At 60.2% G+C, this 18,843-nt stretch carries 14 protein-coding genes, 1 tRNA gene and 1 pseudogene; 15 read left to right on the top strand and 1 reads right to left on the bottom strand.

What is annotated here, in order from left to right:
* From IAG25_RS40045 to rplL, 8 genes and pseudogenes are all read left to right on the top strand, one after another.
* A pseudogene (locus tag IAG25_RS40045) lies at window positions 1–139 on the top strand (elongation factor Tu); the annotation flags it as partial.
* Between the two features lie 67 nt (window positions 140–206).
* Window positions 207–282 (top strand) — tRNA-Trp (locus IAG25_RS40040).
* A 34-nt stretch (window positions 283–316) separates the two neighbouring features.
* Window positions 317–697 (top strand): preprotein translocase subunit SecE, encoded by a 381-nt coding sequence (gene secE, locus IAG25_RS40035; RefSeq protein WP_187609766.1) that lies wholly within the window; start codon window positions 317–319, stop codon window positions 695–697.
* Window position 698: 1 nt separating this feature from the next.
* Window positions 699–1,256, top strand: a complete 558-nt coding sequence (gene nusG, locus IAG25_RS40030; RefSeq protein ID WP_187609765.1) for a transcription termination/antitermination protein NusG — start codon at window positions 699–701, stop codon at window positions 1,254–1,256.
* A 147-nt stretch (window positions 1,257–1,403) separates the two neighbouring features.
* On the top strand, window positions 1,404–1,835 hold the full coding sequence (rplK, locus tag IAG25_RS40025) for a 50S ribosomal protein L11 (RefSeq protein ID WP_008343796.1): 432 nt from the start codon (window positions 1,404–1,406) through the stop codon (window positions 1,833–1,835).
* Window positions 1,836–2,534: a 50S ribosomal protein L1 gene (gene rplA, locus IAG25_RS40020; protein WP_187609764.1), complete on the top strand. Its 699-nt coding sequence runs from the start codon at window positions 1,836–1,838 to the stop codon at window positions 2,532–2,534.
* A gap of 302 nt (window positions 2,535–2,836) precedes the next feature.
* Entirely contained in the window at window positions 2,837–3,334 is a 498-nt protein-coding gene (gene rplJ, locus IAG25_RS40015) for a 50S ribosomal protein L10 (protein ID WP_034473109.1), read from the top strand.
* An 83-nt stretch (window positions 3,335–3,417) separates the two neighbouring features.
* Complete coding sequence (gene rplL, locus IAG25_RS40010; RefSeq protein WP_035511392.1) at window positions 3,418–3,792, top strand: 50S ribosomal protein L7/L12; 375 nt, start codon at window positions 3,418–3,420, stop codon at window positions 3,790–3,792.
* A gap of 72 nt (window positions 3,793–3,864) precedes the next feature.
* On the opposite strand, the gene IAG25_RS40005 is transcribed toward rplL, so the two are convergent.
* The gene (locus tag IAG25_RS40005; RefSeq protein WP_187609763.1) at window positions 3,865–4,038 is read right to left on the bottom strand and encodes a hypothetical protein; all 174 of its coding nucleotides are present in this window, start codon (window positions 4,036–4,038) and stop codon (window positions 3,865–3,867) included.
* A gap of 122 nt (window positions 4,039–4,160) precedes the next feature.
* Here IAG25_RS40005 and rpoB point away from each other — a divergent pair, with 122 nt between their 5' ends.
* From rpoB to IAG25_RS39970, 7 genes are all read left to right on the top strand, one after another.
* A complete protein-coding gene (gene rpoB, locus IAG25_RS40000) occupies window positions 4,161–8,267 on the top strand; it encodes a DNA-directed RNA polymerase subunit beta (protein WP_035511394.1) in 4,107 nt (1,368 codons plus the stop codon).
* 21 nt (window positions 8,268–8,288) lie between these two features.
* The gene (rpoC, locus tag IAG25_RS39995) at window positions 8,289–12,533 is read left to right on the top strand and encodes a DNA-directed RNA polymerase subunit beta' (protein ID WP_187609762.1); all 4,245 of its coding nucleotides are present in this window, start codon (window positions 8,289–8,291) and stop codon (window positions 12,531–12,533) included.
* A gap of 177 nt (window positions 12,534–12,710) precedes the next feature.
* Complete coding sequence (gene recQ / locus IAG25_RS39990) at window positions 12,711–14,558, top strand: DNA helicase RecQ (protein WP_187609761.1); 1,848 nt, start codon at window positions 12,711–12,713, stop codon at window positions 14,556–14,558.
* Between the two features lie 218 nt (window positions 14,559–14,776).
* On the top strand, window positions 14,777–15,157 hold the full coding sequence (rpsL, locus tag IAG25_RS39985) for a 30S ribosomal protein S12 (RefSeq protein ID WP_006998493.1): 381 nt from the start codon (window positions 14,777–14,779) through the stop codon (window positions 15,155–15,157).
* A 183-nt stretch (window positions 15,158–15,340) separates the two neighbouring features.
* A complete protein-coding gene (gene rpsG, locus IAG25_RS39980; protein ID WP_006053291.1) occupies window positions 15,341–15,811 on the top strand; it encodes a 30S ribosomal protein S7 in 471 nt (156 codons plus the stop codon).
* Between the two features lie 118 nt (window positions 15,812–15,929).
* Window positions 15,930–18,032 (top strand): elongation factor G, encoded by a 2,103-nt coding sequence (fusA, locus tag IAG25_RS39975; protein ID WP_061179122.1) that lies wholly within the window; start codon window positions 15,930–15,932, stop codon window positions 18,030–18,032.
* Window positions 18,033–18,099: 67 nt separating this feature from the next.
* Window positions 18,100–18,843: elongation factor Tu (locus IAG25_RS39970; protein ID WP_187609760.1), on the top strand; the 744-nt coding region annotated here is incomplete at its 3' end.

The raw sequence follows: 18,843 nt of genomic DNA, 5'->3' as shown, positions 1-18,843 counted from the left end.
AATGGTGATGCCGGGCGACAACGTGTCGATCACGGTGAAGCTGATCGCTCCGATCGCCATGGAAGAAGGTCTGCGCTTCGCCATTCGCGAAGGCGGCCGTACCGTCGGCGCCGGTGTCGTGGCAAAGATTATCGAGTAAGAGCCAGAAATCTTCTCGATAGTTAGTGGTTTCGGGGTCGGCGAAGTCCGTCGACCCCAAATGGTTTAGGGGTATAGCTCAACTGGCAGAGCGTCGGTCTCCAAAACCGAAGGTTGGGGGTTCGATTCCCTCTGCCCCTGCCAACTTCTCGCGTCAAGTGGCGCTGTTTAAGGTGTTATGGCGAATCCTTCCGTCGAAACTGTAAATACTTCCGGCGACAAGTTAATGTTGGTGGCGGGCGTATTGTTGGTCTTGGCCGGGTTCGTTGGGTTCTTCTGGCTCTCTGGCCAAGAATGGTACGTCCGCGGCGGAGCGCTTGCTGTCGGTGTCATCGCGGGTGTCGCAGTCGGTCTTCTCTCTGCGCCGGGCAAAGGGTTCATCGCGTTCGCCAAGGACTCGTACAAGGAAGTCCGCAAGGTTGTCTGGCCAACTCGCAAAGAGGCCACTCAGACGACTCTGGTGGTCTTCGCGTTTGTTCTGATCATGGCCATTTTTCTTTGGCTTAGCGATAAGTCGATCGAATGGGTGATTTTCTCGGCGATTCTGGGTTGGAAATGATATGAGCGATACTCCGGCATCCCCGAGTGGAAAGCGTTGGTATGTGGTGCACGCCTACTCCGGCATGGAGAAGAGCGTGCAACGTGCGCTTCAGGAGCGCATCGACCGTGCGGGAATGCAAGATCAATTCGGTCAGATTCTCGTCCCGACGGAAGAAGTTGTTGAAGTAAAAGGTGGTCACAAGTCGGTCACGGAGCGTCGTTTCTTCCCGGGCTATGTCCTGGTCGAGATGGAAATGACGGACGAAACGTGGCATCTGGTCAAGAATACGGCCAAGGTAACGGGTTTCGTCGGTGGCGCGCGTAACCGCCCGAGTCCCATCTCGCCGCGTGAAGTCGAAAAGATCATGTCGCAGATGCAGGAAGGCGTCGAAAAGCCGCGGCCGAAGACGCTGTTCGAGGTGGGCGAGATGGTCCGCGTGAAGGAAGGTCCGTTCACCGACTTCAATGGCAACGTCGAAGAAGTGAACTACGAAAAGTCCCGAGTTCGTGTCTCCGTGACGATTTTCGGGCGGTCGACACCTGTTGAACTTGAGTTTGGTCAGGTCGAAAAGCTTTAATTTAGTACATCGCGCGTGGCTTCCGAGTCATCGCGCGATTCGCGCTTACGGTCCGCATCATGACCGTTGAGGAGCGTCAGTAGCCGGCAAGGGCGAACGCGCGCTATCACTCATCGGACGCTCACGCGTCCAGCAGAGGTTTTCAACATGGCAAAGAAAATCATCGGCTTTATCAAACTGCAGATTCCTGCAGGTAAAGCCAATCCGTCGCCGCCGGTCGGTCCGGCACTGGGCCAGCGCGGCCTGAACATCATGGAGTTCTGCAAGGCGTTCAACGCGCAGACTCAAGGTATGGAGCCCGGTCTGCCGGTGCCGGTCGTTATTACGGCATTTGCGGACAAGAGCTTCACCTTCATCATGAAGACGCCGCCGGCTACCGTTCTGATCAAGAAGGCTGCCGCTGTGCAAAAGGGTTCGAGCAAGCCGCACACCGACAAGGTCGGCAACATCACCCGCGCTCAAGCGGAAGAAATCGCGAAGACCAAGATGCCGGATCTTACGGCAGCTGATCTGGACGCCGCCGTGCGCACGATCGCCGGCAGCGCGCGTTCGATGGGCATCACTGTGGAGGGCGTGTAAATGGCTAAGCTTTCTAAGCGCCTTCAGGCATTCGCGAGCAAGGTTGATCGTCAAAAGCTGTACGCGATCGAAGACGCTCTGGCTCTCGTCAAGGAATGCGCGAGCGCGAAGTTTGACGAATCGATCGACGTCGCGGTTCAACTCGGCATCGACGCGAAGAAGTCGGACCAAGTCGTTCGTGGTTCCGTGGTTCTGCCGGCCGGTACCGGCAAATCGGTTCGTGTGGCAGTGTTCGCGCAAGGCGACAAGGCCGAGCAAGCTCGTGCGGCTGGCGCAGACGTGGTCGGCATGGAAGACCTGGCCGAGCAAGTCAAGGCGGGCAATCTGAACTTTGACGTTGTGATCGCTTCGCCGGACACGATGCGTGTCGTTGGTACGTTGGGTCAGATCCTCGGTCCGCGTGGCCTCATGCCGAACCCGAAGGTCGGCACGGTTACCCCGGACGTCGCTCAAGCAGTCAAGAACGCAAAGGCGGGTCAGGTGCAGTTCCGCGTCGACAAGGCCGGTATCATCCACGGCACGATCGGTCGCGCATCGTTCGAGCCGGCATCGCTGCGTCAAAACCTGACTGCGCTGATCGAAGCGCTGCAAAAGGCGAAGCCGGCGACGAGCAAGGGTGTGTATCTGCGCAAGATCGCTGTGTCGAGCACGATGGGCGTCGGCGTTCGCGTGGATCAAGCCACGCTGGCGCAACAGTAAGAATTTCTGGCGCGGCCGCAAGGTCGCGCTGTTAAAGGGCTTTGGGCGGTTGCAAGATTGCGGTTCCGGGTCGAGCAACCGGTTGTCAAAGACCGTTGGTGGTGATGCAGCAGGCAGGCAGCACCTTAATTCAAGCCAACGCAGATGGCGAACCCGAAACAGTTTTGCAGTGGTTGAAGTCGGTTGTCGATCATCCTGAATGATCACCGATCGATCGAAATACTCCTAACAGTCGGACGCCGTTGTCGAACGTGGTGCATGAGGGTTTGTGGCCCGAGTGCATCGAATCTGGAGGTTTAACCGTGCCACTGAACAAAGAAGATAAGCAGGCAGTCGTCGCTGAAGTCGCCGCGCAAGTCGCGAAGGCTCAGACGATGGTGCTCGCTGAGTATCGTGGGATCACGGTTGGCGATCTGACCAAGCTGCGCGCGAAAGCGCGTGAGCAACAGGTGTATCTGCGCGTGTTGAAGAACACGCTGGCGCGTCGCGCTGTCGAAGGTACCCCGTTCGCTCCGCTGGCTGAGCAGATGACCGGTCCTCTGATCTACGGCATCTCGGAAGATGCCATTGCCGCTGCCAAGGTCGTCAACGACTTCGGCAAGAGCAATGACAAGTTGATCATCAAGGCTGGTTCCTACGAAGGCAATGTGATGGACAAGGCAGGCGTGCAAGCGCTGGCCAACATCCCGAGCCGCGAAGAACTGCTCTCCAAGCTGCTGTTCGTCATGCAAGCACCTGTTTCCGGCTTCGCGCGCGCTTTGGCCGCGCTCGCCGAAAAGAAACAAGGCGAAGCTGCATAACGCACGCGCTTGGGCACCAGTTGCTCAGTTAGGTATTAGCTAGATCGCTAGCTCGATCCGAATTCAATTTAGGAGTATTTCAAATGGCAATCGCAAAAGAAGACATCCTGGAAGCCGTTGGCTCGATGTCGGTTCTCGAACTGAACGAACTGGTCAAGGCGTTCGAAGAGAAGTTTGGCGTGTCGGCTGCTGCTGTCGCAGTTGCTGGCCCGGCTGGTGGCGGCGCAGCTGCTGCTGTCGAAGAGCAAACCGAGTTCACCGTGAACCTGCTCGAAGTCGGCGCAAACAAGGTCTCCGTGATTAAGGCTGTTCGTGAACTGACGGGTCTCGGCCTGAAGGAAGCGAAGGACCTGGTCGACGGCGCACCGAAGCCCGTCAAGGAAGCGGTGCCGAAGGCTGCCGCTGAAGAAGCGAAGAAGAAGCTGGAAGAAGCAGGCGCGAAGGCTGAAATCAAGTAAGTTTCATTGCGCCGTGCGAAGGCTGGCGGTTTTCCACCGCCGGCCTTTTTGTGCTTTGTGGGGACCGAGTTTTTATGCCTGCCGGCAGGTATAAAAGTCCTCACAGAAGCCAAAGCGAACGGTCGGATCGGCATGAATTTCCGGCTGTTCGCTTTGTCTTCTGAAGCGACTGCAGAAGGCAAGTTTGGTCGGGTAGCGGGAAACACAGGCATCCGCTGCCGTCAGCCAGCGGTTGGTAGCGGCCAACCACCAAGCTTCTAGGCTCGCGCGTCCTCCCCGGACATGTGCGCGAGTCTCAGTCGGTGAACACCGGGCTGTGACACCGAGGTATCCCGCCTCGGTAACGCCCGCCGTGATTCGGAGATCGTATGCAATATTCCTTCACCGAGAAGAAGCGTATTCGCAAGAGTTTCGCGAAGCGCCCCATCGTTCACCAAGTTCCCTTTTTGCTGGCGACCCAGCTTGAATCATTCCAGACGTTTCTGCAAGCAGACACGTCGTCGTCGCAGCGCAAGTCAGAAGGCTTGCAGGCTGCGTTCACGTCTGTTTTCCCCATCGTTTCGCACAACGGCTTCGCGCGGCTCGAGTTCGTCAGCTACATGCTGTCGTCGCCCGCATTCAACATCAAGGAATGCCAGCAGCGCGGCCTGACGTACTGCTCGGCGTTGCGCGCAAAAGTGCGCCTGGTTCTGCTCGATAAGGAGTCGCCGAGCAAGCCGGTCGTCAAGGAAGTGAAAGAGCAGGAAGTCTACATGGGCGAAATTCCGCTCATGACGCCGACGGGTTCGTTCGTCATCAACGGAACCGAGCGCGTGATCGTGTCGCAGCTCCACCGTTCGCCTGGCGTGTTCTTCGAGCACGACAAGGGCAAGACGCACAGCTCCGGCAAGCTGCTGTTCTCGGCGCGGATCATTCCTTACCGTGGCTCGTGGCTCGATTTCGAATTCGACCCGAAGGACGTGCTGTATTTCCGTGTCGACCGTCGTCGCAAGATGCCGGTCACAATTCTGCTGAAAGCGATCGGCATGACGCCGGAGCAGATCCTCGCGAACTTCTTCGTGTTCGACAACTTCGGCCTGATGAGCGAAGGCGCGCAAATGGAATTCGTTCCCGAGCGCCTGCGCGGTGAAGTCGCGCGTTTCGACATCCAGGATCGCGATGGCAACGTCATCGTCACGAAGGACAAGCGGATTAACGCGAAGCACATTCGCGACCTCGAAAACGCCAAGACGAAGTTCATCTCGGTGCCCGAGGAGTACCTGCTCGGCCGCGTGCTGGCGAAGAACGTGATCGATCCGGAAACGGGCGAAGTGATCGCGAACGCCAACGAGGAAATCACGGAAACGGTTCTCGAGAAGCTGCGCGAAGCGAAGGTCAAGGACATCCAGACGCTGTACACGAACGATCTGGACCAGGGCCCGTACATCTCGTCGACGCTGCGTATCGACGAAACCGCCGACAAGATGGCCGCGCGCATCGCGATTTATCGGATGATGCGTCCGGGCGAACCGCCGACCGAAGAAGCGGTCGAGGCGCTGTTCAACCGTCTGTTCTACAGCGAAGACGCGTACGACCTCTCGAAGGTCGGCCGTATGAAGTTCAACCGCCGTGTCGGTCGTGACGAAATCGTCGGCCCGATGACGCTGCAGGACGACGACATCCTCGCGACGATCAAGATCCTCGTCGAGTTGCGTAACGGCAAGGGCGAAGTGGACGACATCGACCACTTGGGCAATCGTCGCGTGCGTTGCGTCGGCGAACTCGCGGAGAACCAGTTCCGCGCGGGTCTCGTGCGCGTCGAGCGCGCGGTGAAGGAACGCCTCGGCCAGGCCGAAAGCGAAAACCTGATGCCGCACGACCTGATCAACTCGAAGCCGATTTCCTCGGCGATTCGCGAGTTCTTCGGCTCGTCGCAGCTCTCGCAGTTCATGGACCAGACCAACCCGCTGTCGGAAATCACGCACAAGCGTCGTGTTTCCGCACTGGGGCCGGGCGGTCTGACGCGCGAGCGCGCGGGCTTCGAAGTCCGCGACGTGCATCCGACGCACTATGGCCGCGTGTGCCCGATCGAAACGCCGGAAGGTCCGAACATCGGTCTGATCAACTCGCTGGCGCTGTATGCCCACCTGAACGAATACGGCTTCCTCGAAACGCCGTACCGCAAGGTCGTGGACAGCAAGGTGACCGACCAGATCGACTATCTGTCGGCAATCGAGGAAGGCCGTTACGTGATCGCTCAGGCGAACGCGGCAGTGGCCGACGACGGCACGCTGACCGACGAACTCGTGTCGTCGCGTGAAGCGGGCGAAACGCTGATGGTCACGCCGGACCGCATCCAGTACATGGACGTGGCGCCGTCGCAGATCGTGTCGGTGGCTGCATCGCTGATTCCGTTCCTCGAGCACGACGACGCGAACCGCGCGTTGATGGGCTCGAACATGCAGCGTCAGGCCGTGCCGTGTCTGCGTCCGGAGAAGCCGGTCGTCGGTACGGGCATCGAGCGTACGGTCGCGGTCGACTCGGGTACGACGGTGCAGGCGCTGCGTGGCGGTGTGGTGGATTACGTCGACGCGGGCCGTATCGTGATTCGCGTGAACGACGATGAAGCCGTTGCCGGCGACGTCGGCGTGGACATCTACAACCTGATCAAGTACACGCGTTCGAACCAGAACACGAACATCAACCAGCGTCCGATCGCGAAGGTTGGCGACAAGGTTTCGCGCGGCGACGTGCTGGCCGACGGCGCCTCGACGGATCTGGGCGAGCTCGCGCTCGGCCAGAACATGCTGGTCGCGTTCATGCCGTGGAACGGCTACAACTTCGAAGACTCGATCCTGATCTCGGAGAAGGTCGTCGCGGACGATCGTTACACGTCGATCCACATCGAAGAATTGAACGTCGTTGCTCGCGACACGAAGCTCGGACCGGAAGAAATCACGCGCGACATTTCGAACCTCGCGGAAGTGCAACTTGGCCGTCTCGACGAGTCGGGCATCGTGTACATCGGCGCGGAAGTGGAAGCGGGCGACGTGCTGGTCGGCAAGGTCACGCCGAAGGGCGAAACCCAGCTGACGCCGGAAGAAAAGCTGCTGCGCGCGATCTTCGGCGAGAAGGCATCGGACGTGAAGGATACGTCGCTGCGCGTGCCGTCGGGCATGAGCGGCACGGTCATCGACGTGCAGGTGTTCACGCGCGAAGGCATCACGCGTGACAAGCGCGCGCAACAGATCATCGACGACGAACTGAAGCGCTATCGCCTCGACCTGAACGACCAGCTTCGTATCGTGGAAGGCGACGCGTTCCAGCGTCTCGCACGCATGCTGAACGGCAAGGTCGCGAACGGCGGTCCGAAGAAGCTCGCGAAGGGCACGAAGATCGACCTCCCGTACCTCGAAGATCTCGACCACTACCACTGGTTCGACATCCGCCTCGCGGACGAAGAAGCAGCGGCGCAGCTGGAAGCGATCAAGGACTCGATCGAGCAGAAGCGTCACCAGTTCGACCTCGCATTCGAAGAGAAGCGCAAGAAGCTCACGCAAGGCGACGAACTGCCGCCGGGCGTGCTGAAGATGGTCAAGGTGTATCTCGCCGTGAAGCGTCGTCTGCAGCCTGGCGACAAGATGGCAGGCCGTCACGGTAACAAGGGTGTCGTGTCGAAGATCGTGCCGATCGAAGACATGCCGTACATGGCCGATGGCCGTCCGGCCGACGTCGTGCTGAATCCGCTCGGCGTGCCGTCGCGGATGAACGTGGGTCAGATTCTCGAAGTGCATCTGGGCTGGGCCGCGAAGGGTCTCGGCTGGCGTATCGGCGAAATGCTGGCGCGTCAGACGAAGATCGAGGAACTGCGCCAGTTCCTGACGAAGATCTACAACGAGTCGGGCCGCAAGGAAGAGCTGGAAAGCTTCTCCGATGACGAAATCTTCGAACTCGCGAAGAACCTGCGCGAAGGCGTGCCGTTCGCAACGCCGGTGTTCGATGGCGCGACCGAAGAGGAAATGGGGCGTGCGCTCGATCTGGCGTATCCGGACGACATCGCCACGAACCTCGGCATGAACTCGTCGAAGAATCAGGTTCAGCTGCACGATGGTCGCACCGGCGAGCCGTTCGAGCGGAAAGTCACGGTCGGCTACATGCACTACCTGAAGCTGCACCACTTGGTCGACGACAAGATGCACGCGCGTTCGACCGGTCCGTACTCGCTCGTCACGCAGCAGCCGCTGGGTGGTAAGGCGCAGTTCGGTGGTCAGCGCTTCGGTGAGATGGAAGTGTGGGCGCTCGAGGCGTATGGCGCATCGTATGTGCTGCAGGAAATGCTGACGGTCAAGTCGGACGACGTGACGGGCCGGACCAAGGTTTATGAGAACCTGGTCAAGGGCGATCACGTGATCGACGCGGGCATGCCGGAATCCTTCAACGTGTTGGTGAAGGAAATCCGCTCGCTCGGTATTGATATCGATCTGGACCGCAACTAATCGGACTACGGAGAGAAAGCAATGAAAGCTCTGCTCGATCTATTCAAGCAAGTCCAACAAGAAGAAGTTTTTGATGCGATCAAGATCGGCCTCGCGTCGCCCGACAAGATTCGTTCTTGGTCGTTCGGTGAAGTGAAGAAGCCTGAGACCATCAACTACCGCACGTTCAAGCCGGAGCGGGATGGTCTGTTCTGCGCGAAGATTTTTGGTCCGATCAAGGACTACGAATGCCTTTGCGGCAAGTACAAGCGCCTGAAGCACCGTGGCGTGATCTGCGAGAAGTGCGGCGTCGAAGTGACGCTGGCCAAGGTGCGTCGCGAACGGATGGGCCATATCGAACTGGCCTCGCCGGTCGCGCACATCTGGTTCCTGAAGTCGCTGCCGTCGCGTCTGGGCATGGTGCTCGACATGACGCTGCGCGACATCGAGCGCGTGCTGTACTTCGAAGCGTACGTGGTCATCGATCCGGGCATGACGCCGCTGAAAGCGCGGCAGATCATGACCGAAGAGGATTACTACAACAAGGTCGAAGAGTACGGTGACGAATTCCGTGCCGAGATGGGCGCGGAAGGCGTGCGCGAGTTGCTGCGCGCGATCAACATCGACGAACAGGTCGAGATGCTGCGCACCGAACTCAAGAACACGGGTTCGGAAGCGAAGATCAAGAAGTACGCGAAGCGCCTGAAAGTGCTCGAAGCATTCCAACGTTCGGGCATCAAGCCTGACTGGATGGTGCTCGAAGTGCTGCCGGTGCTGCCGCCGGAACTGCGTCCGCTGGTGCCGCTGGATGGCGGCCGTTTCGCGACGTCGGATCTGAACGACCTGTATCGCCGCGTGATCAACCGTAACAACCGCTTGAAGCGTCTGCTCGAACTGAAGGCGCCTGAAATCATCGTCCGCAACGAAAAGCGGATGCTGCAGGAAGCCGTCGATTCGCTGCTCGACAACGGCCGTCGCGGCAAGGCGATGACCGGCGCGAACAAGCGTCCGCTGAAGTCGCTCGCCGACATGATCAAGGGTAAGGGCGGCCGTTTCCGTCAGAACCTGCTCGGTAAGCGTGTCGACTACTCGGGCCGATCGGTGATCGTGGTGGGTCCGACGCTCAAGCTGCATCAGTGCGGTCTGCCGAAGCTGATGGCGCTCGAACTGTTCAAGCCTTTCATCTTCAACAAGCTGGAAGTGATGGGCGTCGCGACGACCATCAAGGCCGCGAAGAAGGAAGTCGAGAACCAGACGGCGGTGGTGTGGGACATCCTCGAAGAGGTGATCCGCGAGCATCCGGTGATGCTGAACCGTGCGCCTACGCTTCACCGACTCGGCATTCAGGCTTTCGAGCCGGTGCTGATCGAAGGCAAGGCGATTCAGCTCCACCCGCTCGTCTGCGCGGCATTCAACGCCGACTTCGACGGTGACCAGATGGCCGTTCACGTGCCGCTGTCGCTCGAAGCGCAGATGGAAGCGCGCACGCTGATGCTGGCGTCGAACAACGTCCTGTTCCCGGCGAACGGCGATCCGTCGATCGTGCCGTCGCAGGATATCGTGCTGGGCCTTTACTACGCGTCGCGTGAAGCGATCAACGGCAAGGGCGAAGGCATGACGTTCACGGGCGTGTCGGAAGTGATCCGCGCGTACGAGAACAAGGAAGTCGAGCTGGCTTCGCGCGTCAACGTGCGTATCACCGAAATGGTGGCGAACGAGGACACGAGCGAAGGCGCGCCGGCGTTCGTGCCGAAGATCTCGCTGTATGCGACGACCGTCGGCCGTTCGATCCTGTCGGAGATTCTGCCGCCGGGCCTGCCGTTCACGGTGCTGAACAAGCCGCTGAAGAAGAAGGAAATCTCGCGCCTGATCAACACGGCGTTCCGCAAGTGTGGTTTGCGCGAGACGGTGATTTTCGCCGACCAGCTGATGCAGATGGGCTTCCGCCTCGCAACGCGCGCCGGCATCTCGATTTGCGTGGACGACATGCTCGTGCCGCCGCAGAAAGAGACGATCGTGGGCGACGCCGCGAAGAAGGTGAAGGAGTACGACCGTCAGTACATGTCGGGTCTTGTCACCGCGCAGGAACGCTACAACAACGTGGTCGACATCTGGTCGGCGACGTCGGAAAGCGTCGGCAAGGCGATGATGGAGCAGCTCGCGACGGAACCCGTCACCGACCGTGACGGCAACGAAACGAAGCAGGAGTCGTTCAACTCCATCTACATGATGGCCGACTCGGGCGCTCGTGGTTCCGCGGTGCAGATTCGTCAGTTGGCCGGTATGCGCGGCCTGATGGCGAAGCCGGACGGCTCGATCATCGAGACGCCGATTACCGCGAACTTCCGCGAAGGCCTGAACGTGTTGCAGTACTTCATCTCGACCCACGGCGCTCGTAAAGGTCTGGCGGATACGGCACTGAAGACCGCGAACTCGGGTTACCTGACGCGTCGTCTCGTCGACGTGACGCAGGATCTGGTTGTCGTCGAAGACGATTGCGGCACGTCGAACGGCGTGGCGATGAAGGCGTTGGTGGAAGGCGGTGAAGTCGTCGAAGCGCTGCGTGACCGTATTCTCGGTCGCGTCGCGGTGGCGGACGTCGTCAATCCGGAAACGCAGGAAACGCTGTACGCGTCGGGCGATCTGCTCGACGAAGACGCGGTCGAGGAAATCGAACGCCTCGGCATCGACGAAGTGCGCGTGCGCACGCCGTTGACCTGCGAAACGCGCTATGGCCTGTGCGCCGCGTGCTACGGCCGTGACCTCGGCCGCGGTTCGCGCGTGAACGTCGGTGAGGCCGTCGGCGTGATCGCTGCTCAGTCGATCGGCGAGCCGGGCACGCAGCTGACGATGCGTACGTTCCACATCGGTGGTGCGGCATCGCGTGCGGCGGTTGCTTCGACGGTCGAAGCGAAGAGCAACGGTACGGTGCGCTTCACGGCAACGATGCGTTACGTCACCAACGCGAAGGGCGAGCAGGTCGTCATCTCGCGTTCGGGCGAGGCGATCATCGCGGACGACTTCGGTCGCGAGCGTGAGCGTCACAAGGTGCCGTACGGCGCGACGCTGCTGCAACTCGACGGCGCGCAGATCAAGGCCGGTGCGCAACTGGCTCAATGGGACCCGCTGACGCGTCCGATCATCACCGAGTGGGGCGGTACGGTGAAGTTCGAAAACGTCGAGGAAGGCGTGACGGTTGCGAAGCAGATCGACGACGTGACCGGTCTTTCGACCCTGGTCGTGATCGACGTGAAGCGTCGCGGCTCGCAAGCTTCGAAGAGCGTGCGTCCGCAGGTGAAACTGCTCGACGCGAACGGCGAGGAAGTGAAGATCCCGAACACCGAGCATTCGGTGCAGATCGGCTTTCAGGTCGGCGCACTGATCACCGTGAAGGATGGTCAGCAAGTGCAGGTCGGTGAAGTGCTGGCACGTATCCCGGTTGAAGCGCAGAAGACGCGTGACATTACCGGTGGTCTGCCGCGCGTGGCCGAACTGTTCGAAGCGCGCTCGCCGAAGGACGCCGGTATTTTGGCGGAAGTCACGGGCACGACGTCGTTCGGTAAGGACACGAAGGGCAAGCAGCGTCTCGTCATCACGGATCTCGAAGGCAATCAGCACGAGTTCCTGATCGCGAAGGAAAAGCAGGTGCTGGTGCACGATGGTCAGGTCGTCAACAAGGGCGAAATGATTGTCGACGGTCCTGCCGATCCGCACGACATCCTGCGTTTGCAGGGTATCGAGGCGCTGTCGCGCTACATCGTGGACGAAGTGCAGGACGTGTACCGTCTGCAGGGCGTGAAGATCAACGACAAGCACATCGAAGTGATCGTGCGTCAGATGCTGCGTCGTGTGCAGATCGTCGACAACGGCGATACGCGCTTCATCCCGGGCGAGCAGGTCGAGCGTTCGGACATGCTGGACGAAAACGACAAGATGATCGCGGAAGACAAGCGTCCGGCGTCGTACGACAACGTGCTGCTCGGTATCACGAAGGCATCGCTGTCGACCGATTCGTTCATCTCGGCGGCGTCGTTCCAGGAAACGACCCGCGTGCTGACCGAAGCGGCGATCATGGGCAAGCGCGACGATCTGCGTGGCCTGAAGGAAAACGTGATCGTCGGCCGTCTGATTCCGGCCGGTACGGGTCTCGCGTTCCACAAGGCACGCAAGGCGAAGGAATCGTCGGATCGCGAGCGTTTCGACCAGATCGCGGCCGAAGAGGCATTCGACTTTGGTACGCCGGAAACCCCGGCGGCGGAGCAGCAGCAGCCGCATACCAACGAGTAAGCGTCTTTCGCTCGTAGTAGTCACGAACCGCTCAGCTTCGGCTGAGCGGTTTTTTTTCGGGTGTCGATTCCGCCTCGTTGCCTCCGTCATTTGGCTAACGCGCATTCTTGCGCGTCGGCGCGCGTGGATGCGTTGGTAGAATTCGTTATCTCTCATCGCAGTACGCACCCGTCTTCCATGTCCCGCCCACTCGAAATACTCAACGAAATCTTCGGCTATCCCGCATTTCGCGGACAACAGGCGGAGATCGTCGAGCATGTCGCGAACGGCGGCGATTCGCTCGTGCTGATGCCAACAGGCGGCGGCAAGTCGCTGTGCTATCAGATACCGTCCCTCGTGCGCAGCGAGGCCGGGCTCGGCGCGGGCATCGTGGTGTCCCCATTGATCGCGCTGATGCAGGATCAGGTCGCGGCCCTCAAGGAAGTCGGCGTACGCGCCGCATATCTGAATTCGACCCTGTCGGGCGCCGAGGCCGCGGCCACCGAACGCGCGCTGCGCGACGGCGACATCGATCTCCTTTACGTCGCGCCCGAACGGCTGATGACGCCGCGCTTTCTCGAACTGCTCGAACGCGCGCGCGTCGGCCTTTTCGCCATCGACGAAGCGCACTGTGTGTCGCAATGGGGACACGATTTTCGCCCTGAGTACATCCAGCTTTCGGTGTTGCACGAGCGATTTCCGGATGTCCCGCGCATCGCGCTCACCGCCACTGCCGACGCGATCACGCGCGATGAAATCGTCCATCGGCTCGCGCTGGACGACGCGCGCATCTTCGTTTCTAGTTTCGACCGGCCGAACATTCGGTATCGCATCGTCGAGAAGGACAACGCGCGCTCGCAGCTGCTCGATTTCATCCGGGCCGAGCACACGAACAAGGACGGCACCACCGATGCCGGCGTGGTGTACTGTCTGTCGCGGCGCAAGGTCGAAGAAACCGCGGAATGGATGAAGGGCCAGGGCATTCGCGCGCTGCCGTACCACGCCGGCATGGAGTTCGAGACGCGCCAAAAGCATCAGGAGATGTTTCAGCGCGAGGAGGGCGTCGTCATGTGCGCGACGATCGCGTTCGGCATGGGCATCGACAAGCCGGACGTGCGCTTTGTCGCGCATCTGGATTTGCCGAAGAGCGTCGAGGGCTATTACCAGGAAACGGGGCGCGCCGGCCGCGACGGTCTACCGGCGAACGCGTGGATGGCGTACGGACTGGGCGACGTCGTGCAGCAGCGCAAGATGATCGACGAATCCGAAGCCGACGACGCACACAAGCGCGTGCAGACCGGCAAGCTCGATGCGCTGCTGGGTCTGTGCGAGGTTGCGTCGTGTCGTCGCGTGCGTCTGCTTGCGTACTTTGGTGAGACGAGCACGCCCTGCGGCAACTGCGATACGTGTCTCGAGCCGCCCGCGTCCTTCGATGCCACACGCGAGGCGCAAATGGCGCTGTCGTGCGTGTATCGCGCGCAGAAGGCGAGCGGATTTCGGTTCGGCGCGGGCCATCTCATCGATATCCTGCGCGGCACCCGCAGCGAGAAGGTCCTGCAGCGCGGACACGAGAAGATTTCGACCTTCGGTGTGGGTGCCGCGCTTTCCGAACCCGAGTGGCGCGCGGTGTTCCGGCAGCTCGTGGCGTTCGGCTATCTCGCCGTCGATCACGACGGTTTTGGCGCGCTCGTGCTGACCGACGCCAGCAAGCCTGTCCTGAAGGGCGAAGAGCACGTCACGTTGCGCAAATACGTGAAGCCGACTCGAGCACGTCAGTCTTCCAGTCGAACCGGCGAGCGTGCGGATCCGACCGCCGGCATGTCAGCGCGCGAAAAGGCCCGTTGGGAGCGTCTGCGCAGTTGGCGTGCGGAGACCGCGAAGAGCGACGGTGTGCCGGCCTACGTCATTTTCCATGACGCCACGCTCGCCGAGATCGTCCGCAGCGATCCCGATACGATCGACGATCTGCGCCACATTCCTGGCATCGGCGTGCGCAAACTGGAACGCTTCGGCGACGAATTGCTCGCCGTCGTCGGCTCCGATTGATGCCACGCATGCGAAAAGCCCTCGAAATCGTCGCAACGTATTGACCCGATTGCGATTTTCGGAATATCATGCTTGGTTCTCGTTCTTGGTCCGCCTTCGGAACCGGCTTAGTCCCGGGTGCAGAAAGCGGAATTCATCGGCGAGATCGTCAAACGCGCAATTGTCTTCGCTTTGCCCGAAAGAATTGCGCGGATTCTGTTCATTTTTAGGATTAAACAATGCCAACCATCAATCAACTGGTTCGCAAAGGCCGCGCGTCGGAAACGACGAAGAGCAAGTCGCCGGCCCTGCAGGACTGCCCTCAGCGTCGTGGCGTGTGCACTCGCGTGTACACCACGACGCCGAAGAAGCCGAACTCGGCACTTCGTAAAGTTGCCAAGGTTCGTCTGACGAACGGCTTCGAAGTCATTTCGTACATCGGCGGTGAAGGCCACAACCTGCAAGAGCACTCGGTTGTGCTGATCCGCGGCGGCCGTGTGAAGGACTTGCCGGGTGTGCGTTACCACATGGTTCGCGGCTCGCTGGATACCCAGGGCGTCAAGGACCGTAAGCAAGCTCGCTCGAAGTACGGTGCGAAGCGCGCGAAGGCTGGCAAGTAAGTCGCCGGTCGAAGTTAAGGAATCAGGTCGCCGCAAGGCGGTTAAGGCGATGGTGCCGGAAATGCCGGTGCTGTCGAGTAAGTGGTCACCCGGCCAAGCTGGTTTAGTCGAATAGATGGATCGGGTTTGTTGGTGGCCGCGGAGTTGAAAGTCAGCTCCAACTGAAAAAGTAAAGGAAGAATCATGCCGCGTCGTCGCGAAGTCCCCAAGCGGGAAGTGTTGCCGGATCCGAAGTTCGGTAACGTAGATGTAGCCAAGTTCATGAACGTGCTGATGCTCTCCGGCAAGAAGTCGGTTGCCGAGCGTATCGTGTACGGCGCTTTTGAACAGATCCAGACCAAGGGTGGCAAGGACCCGCTGGAAGTGTTCACGGTTGCGCTCAACAACGTGAAGCCGGTGGTCGAAGTGAAGAGCCGTCGCGTTGGTGGTGCCAACTATCAGGTTCCGGTCGAAGTGCGTCCCTCGCGTCGTATGGCATTGGCGATGCGTTGGTTGCGTGAAGCCGCGAAGAAGCGCAGCGAAAAGTCGATGGCCCTGCGTCTGGCAGGTGAACTCTCCGAAGCGGCTGAAGGCCGCGGCGGCGCGATGAAGAAGCGCGACGAAGTTCACCGCATGGCAGAGGCCAACAAGGCATTCTCGCACTTCCGTTTCTAAGCTCCCGCTCGTAGAGCAAACGGAAAAATCAGGGCGGGTGCGCTACTCCAGGCGCCTCGCCCGTTTGTGTTAGGGCGCGCTCGCACTCGCTGGCGCGTCGACCGAAAAAGGATCCAAAGTGGCTCGCAAGACACCTATCGAGCGCTACCGCAATATCGGTATCAGCGCTCACATCGACGCCGGCAAAACGACGACGACCGAGCGCATTCTGTTTTACACGGGCGTGAACCACAAGATCGGTGAAGTTCACGACGGCGCAGCAACGATGGACTGGATGGAGCAGGAGCAGGAGCGCGGCATCACCATCACGTCGGCTGCTACCACGGCCTTCTGGAAGGGCATGGGCGGCAACTATCCCGAGCACCGCATCAACATCATCGACACCCCGGGACACGTCGACTTCACGATCGAAGTGGAACGCTCGATGCGCGTTCTCGACGGCGCGTGCATGGTCTATTGTGCAGTGGGCGGCGTGCAGCCGCAGTCGGAAACCGTGTGGCGTCAGGCTAACAAGTACAAGGTTCCCCGTCTCGCGTTCGTCAACAAGATGGACCGTACCGGCGCGAACTTCTTCAAGGTCTACGACCAGTTGAAGACGCGTCTGAAGGCGAACCCGGTTCCCGTCGTGGTGCCGATCGGCGCTGAAGACACGTTCACGGGCGTGGTCGACCTGATCAAGATGAAGGCGATCATTTGGGACGAAGCGTCGCAAGGCACGAAGTTCGACTACGTCGATATCCCGGCTGAACTCGTCGACACGTGCAACGAGTGGCGCGAGAAGATGATCGAATCGGCTGCCGAAGCCACCGAAGAGCTGATGGAAAAGTACCTCGGCGGCGAAGAGCTGACCGAAGCGGAAATCGTCAAGGCGATCCGCGACCGGACCATCGCGTGCGAAATTCAGCCGATGCTGTGCGGCACTGCGTTCAAGAACAAGGGCGTGCAGCGCATGCTCGACGCCGTGATCGACTTCCTGCCGTCGCCGATCGACATTCCGCCGGTTACGGGCGAACTCGAAAGCGGTGAGAAGGGCGAGCGTCGTGCATCCGACGACGAGAAGTTCTCGTCGCTGGCGTTCAAGATCATGACGGACCCGTTCGTCGGTCAGCTGATCTTCTTCCGCGTGTACTCGGGCGTTGTGAATTCGGGTGACACCGTGCTGAACGCGACCAAGGACAAGAAGGAACGCCTCGGCCGTATTCTGCAGATGCACGCCAACCAGCGCGAAGAAATCAAGGAAGTGCGCGCGGGCGATATCGCGGCGGCAGTCGGTCTGAAAGAAGCGACCACCGGCGACACGCTGTGCGATCCGCAACACCCGATCGTGCTCGAACGCATGATTTTCCCGGAGCCGGTGATTTCGCAGGCAGTTGAGCCGAAGACGAAGCCTGACCAGGAAAAGATGGGTCTGGCGCTGAACCGTCTGGCACAGGAAGATCCGTCGTTCCGCGTGCAAACGGACGAAGAATCGGGCCAAACCATCATTTCGGGCATGGGCGAGCTCCACCTGGAAATTCTGGTAGACCGTATGCGTCGCGAATTCGGCGTGGAAGCGACTGTCGGCAAGCCGCAGGTTGCTTACCGCGAGACGATCCGCAGCAAGGCGGAAGACGTCGACGGCAAGTTCGTCAAGCAGTCGGGTGGTCGCGGCCAGTACGGTCACGCGGTCATTACGCTCGAGCCGAACGAGCAGGGCAAGGGCTACGAGTTCCTGGACGAGATCAAGGGCGGCGTGATTCCGCGCGAATACATCCCGGCCGTGGACAAGGGTATCCAGGAAACGCTGAAGTCGGGCGTGCTGGCTGGCTTCCCGGTGGTCGACGTGAAGGTTCACCTGACGTTCGGTTCGTACCACGACGTCGACTCGAACGAAAACGCGTTCCGCATGGCCGGTTCGATGGCCTTCAAGGAAGCAATGCGCAAGGCAAGCCCGGTCATCCTCGAACCGATGATGGCTGTGGAAGTCGAAACGCCGGAAGACTACATGGGCAACGTGATGGGCGACCTGTCGGGCCGTCGCGGTATTGTCCAGGGCATGGAAGACATGATTGGCGGCGGCAAGATCGTTCGCGCCGAAGTGCCGCTGTCGGAAATGTTCGGCTACTCGACGTCGCTGCGTTCGCTGACGCAAGGCCGTGCCACGTACACGATGGAGTTCAAGCACTACTCCGAAGCTCCGCGTAACGTCGCCGAAGCGATCATCAACGCCAAGGGTAAGTAATACCCGCAAGTAATTCGGCGCAAGCCACAAGCTTTAACCGATAACCAAACTTTGAAAGAAGGTAATCATGGCAAAAGGTAAATTCGAGCGGACCAAGCCGCACGTGAACGTGGGCACGATCGGTCACGTTGACCACGGCAAGACCACGCTGACGGCAGCGATCACGACGGTTCTCACGCAGAAGTTCGGCGGCGAAGCCAAGGCGTATGACCAGATCGACGCAGCGCCGGAAGAAAAGGCGCGTGGTATCACCATCAACACTGCGCACGTCGAGTACGAAACGGCTAACCGCCACTACGCACACGTCGACTGCCCGGGCCACGCTGACTATGTGAAGAACATGATCACGGGCGCGGCGCAGATGGATGGCGCAATCCTGGTGTGCTCGGCCGCTGACGGCCCGATGCCGCAAACGCGCGAGCACATCCTGCTGGCCCGTCAGGTTGGCGTGCCGTACATCATCGTGTTCCTGAACAAGTGCGACATGGTGGACGACGCCGAGCTGCTCGAGCTCGTCGAAATGGAAGTGCGCGAGCTTCTGTCGAAGTACGACTTCCCGGGCGACGACACGCCGATCATCAAGGGTTCGGCCAAGCTGGCGCTGGAAGGCGACAAGGGCGAGCTGGGCGAAGTGGCGATCATGAATCTGGCCGACGCGCTGGATTCGTACATCCCGACTCCGGAGCGGGCAGTTGACGGTTCGTTCCTGATGCCGGTGGAAGACGTGTTCTCGATCTCGGGTCGTGGCACGGTGGTGACGGGTCGTATCGAGCGCGGCGTGGTGAAGGTCGGCGAGGAAATCGAAATCGTC

The sequence above is a fragment of the Caballeronia sp. EK genome (assembly GCF_014384845.1).
Lineage (GTDB): Bacteria > Pseudomonadota > Gammaproteobacteria > Burkholderiales > Burkholderiaceae > Caballeronia > Caballeronia jiangsuensis.
Note: the sequence above shows the minus strand (reverse complement) of the source record. Positions and strands in the feature narration are given on the sequence as shown.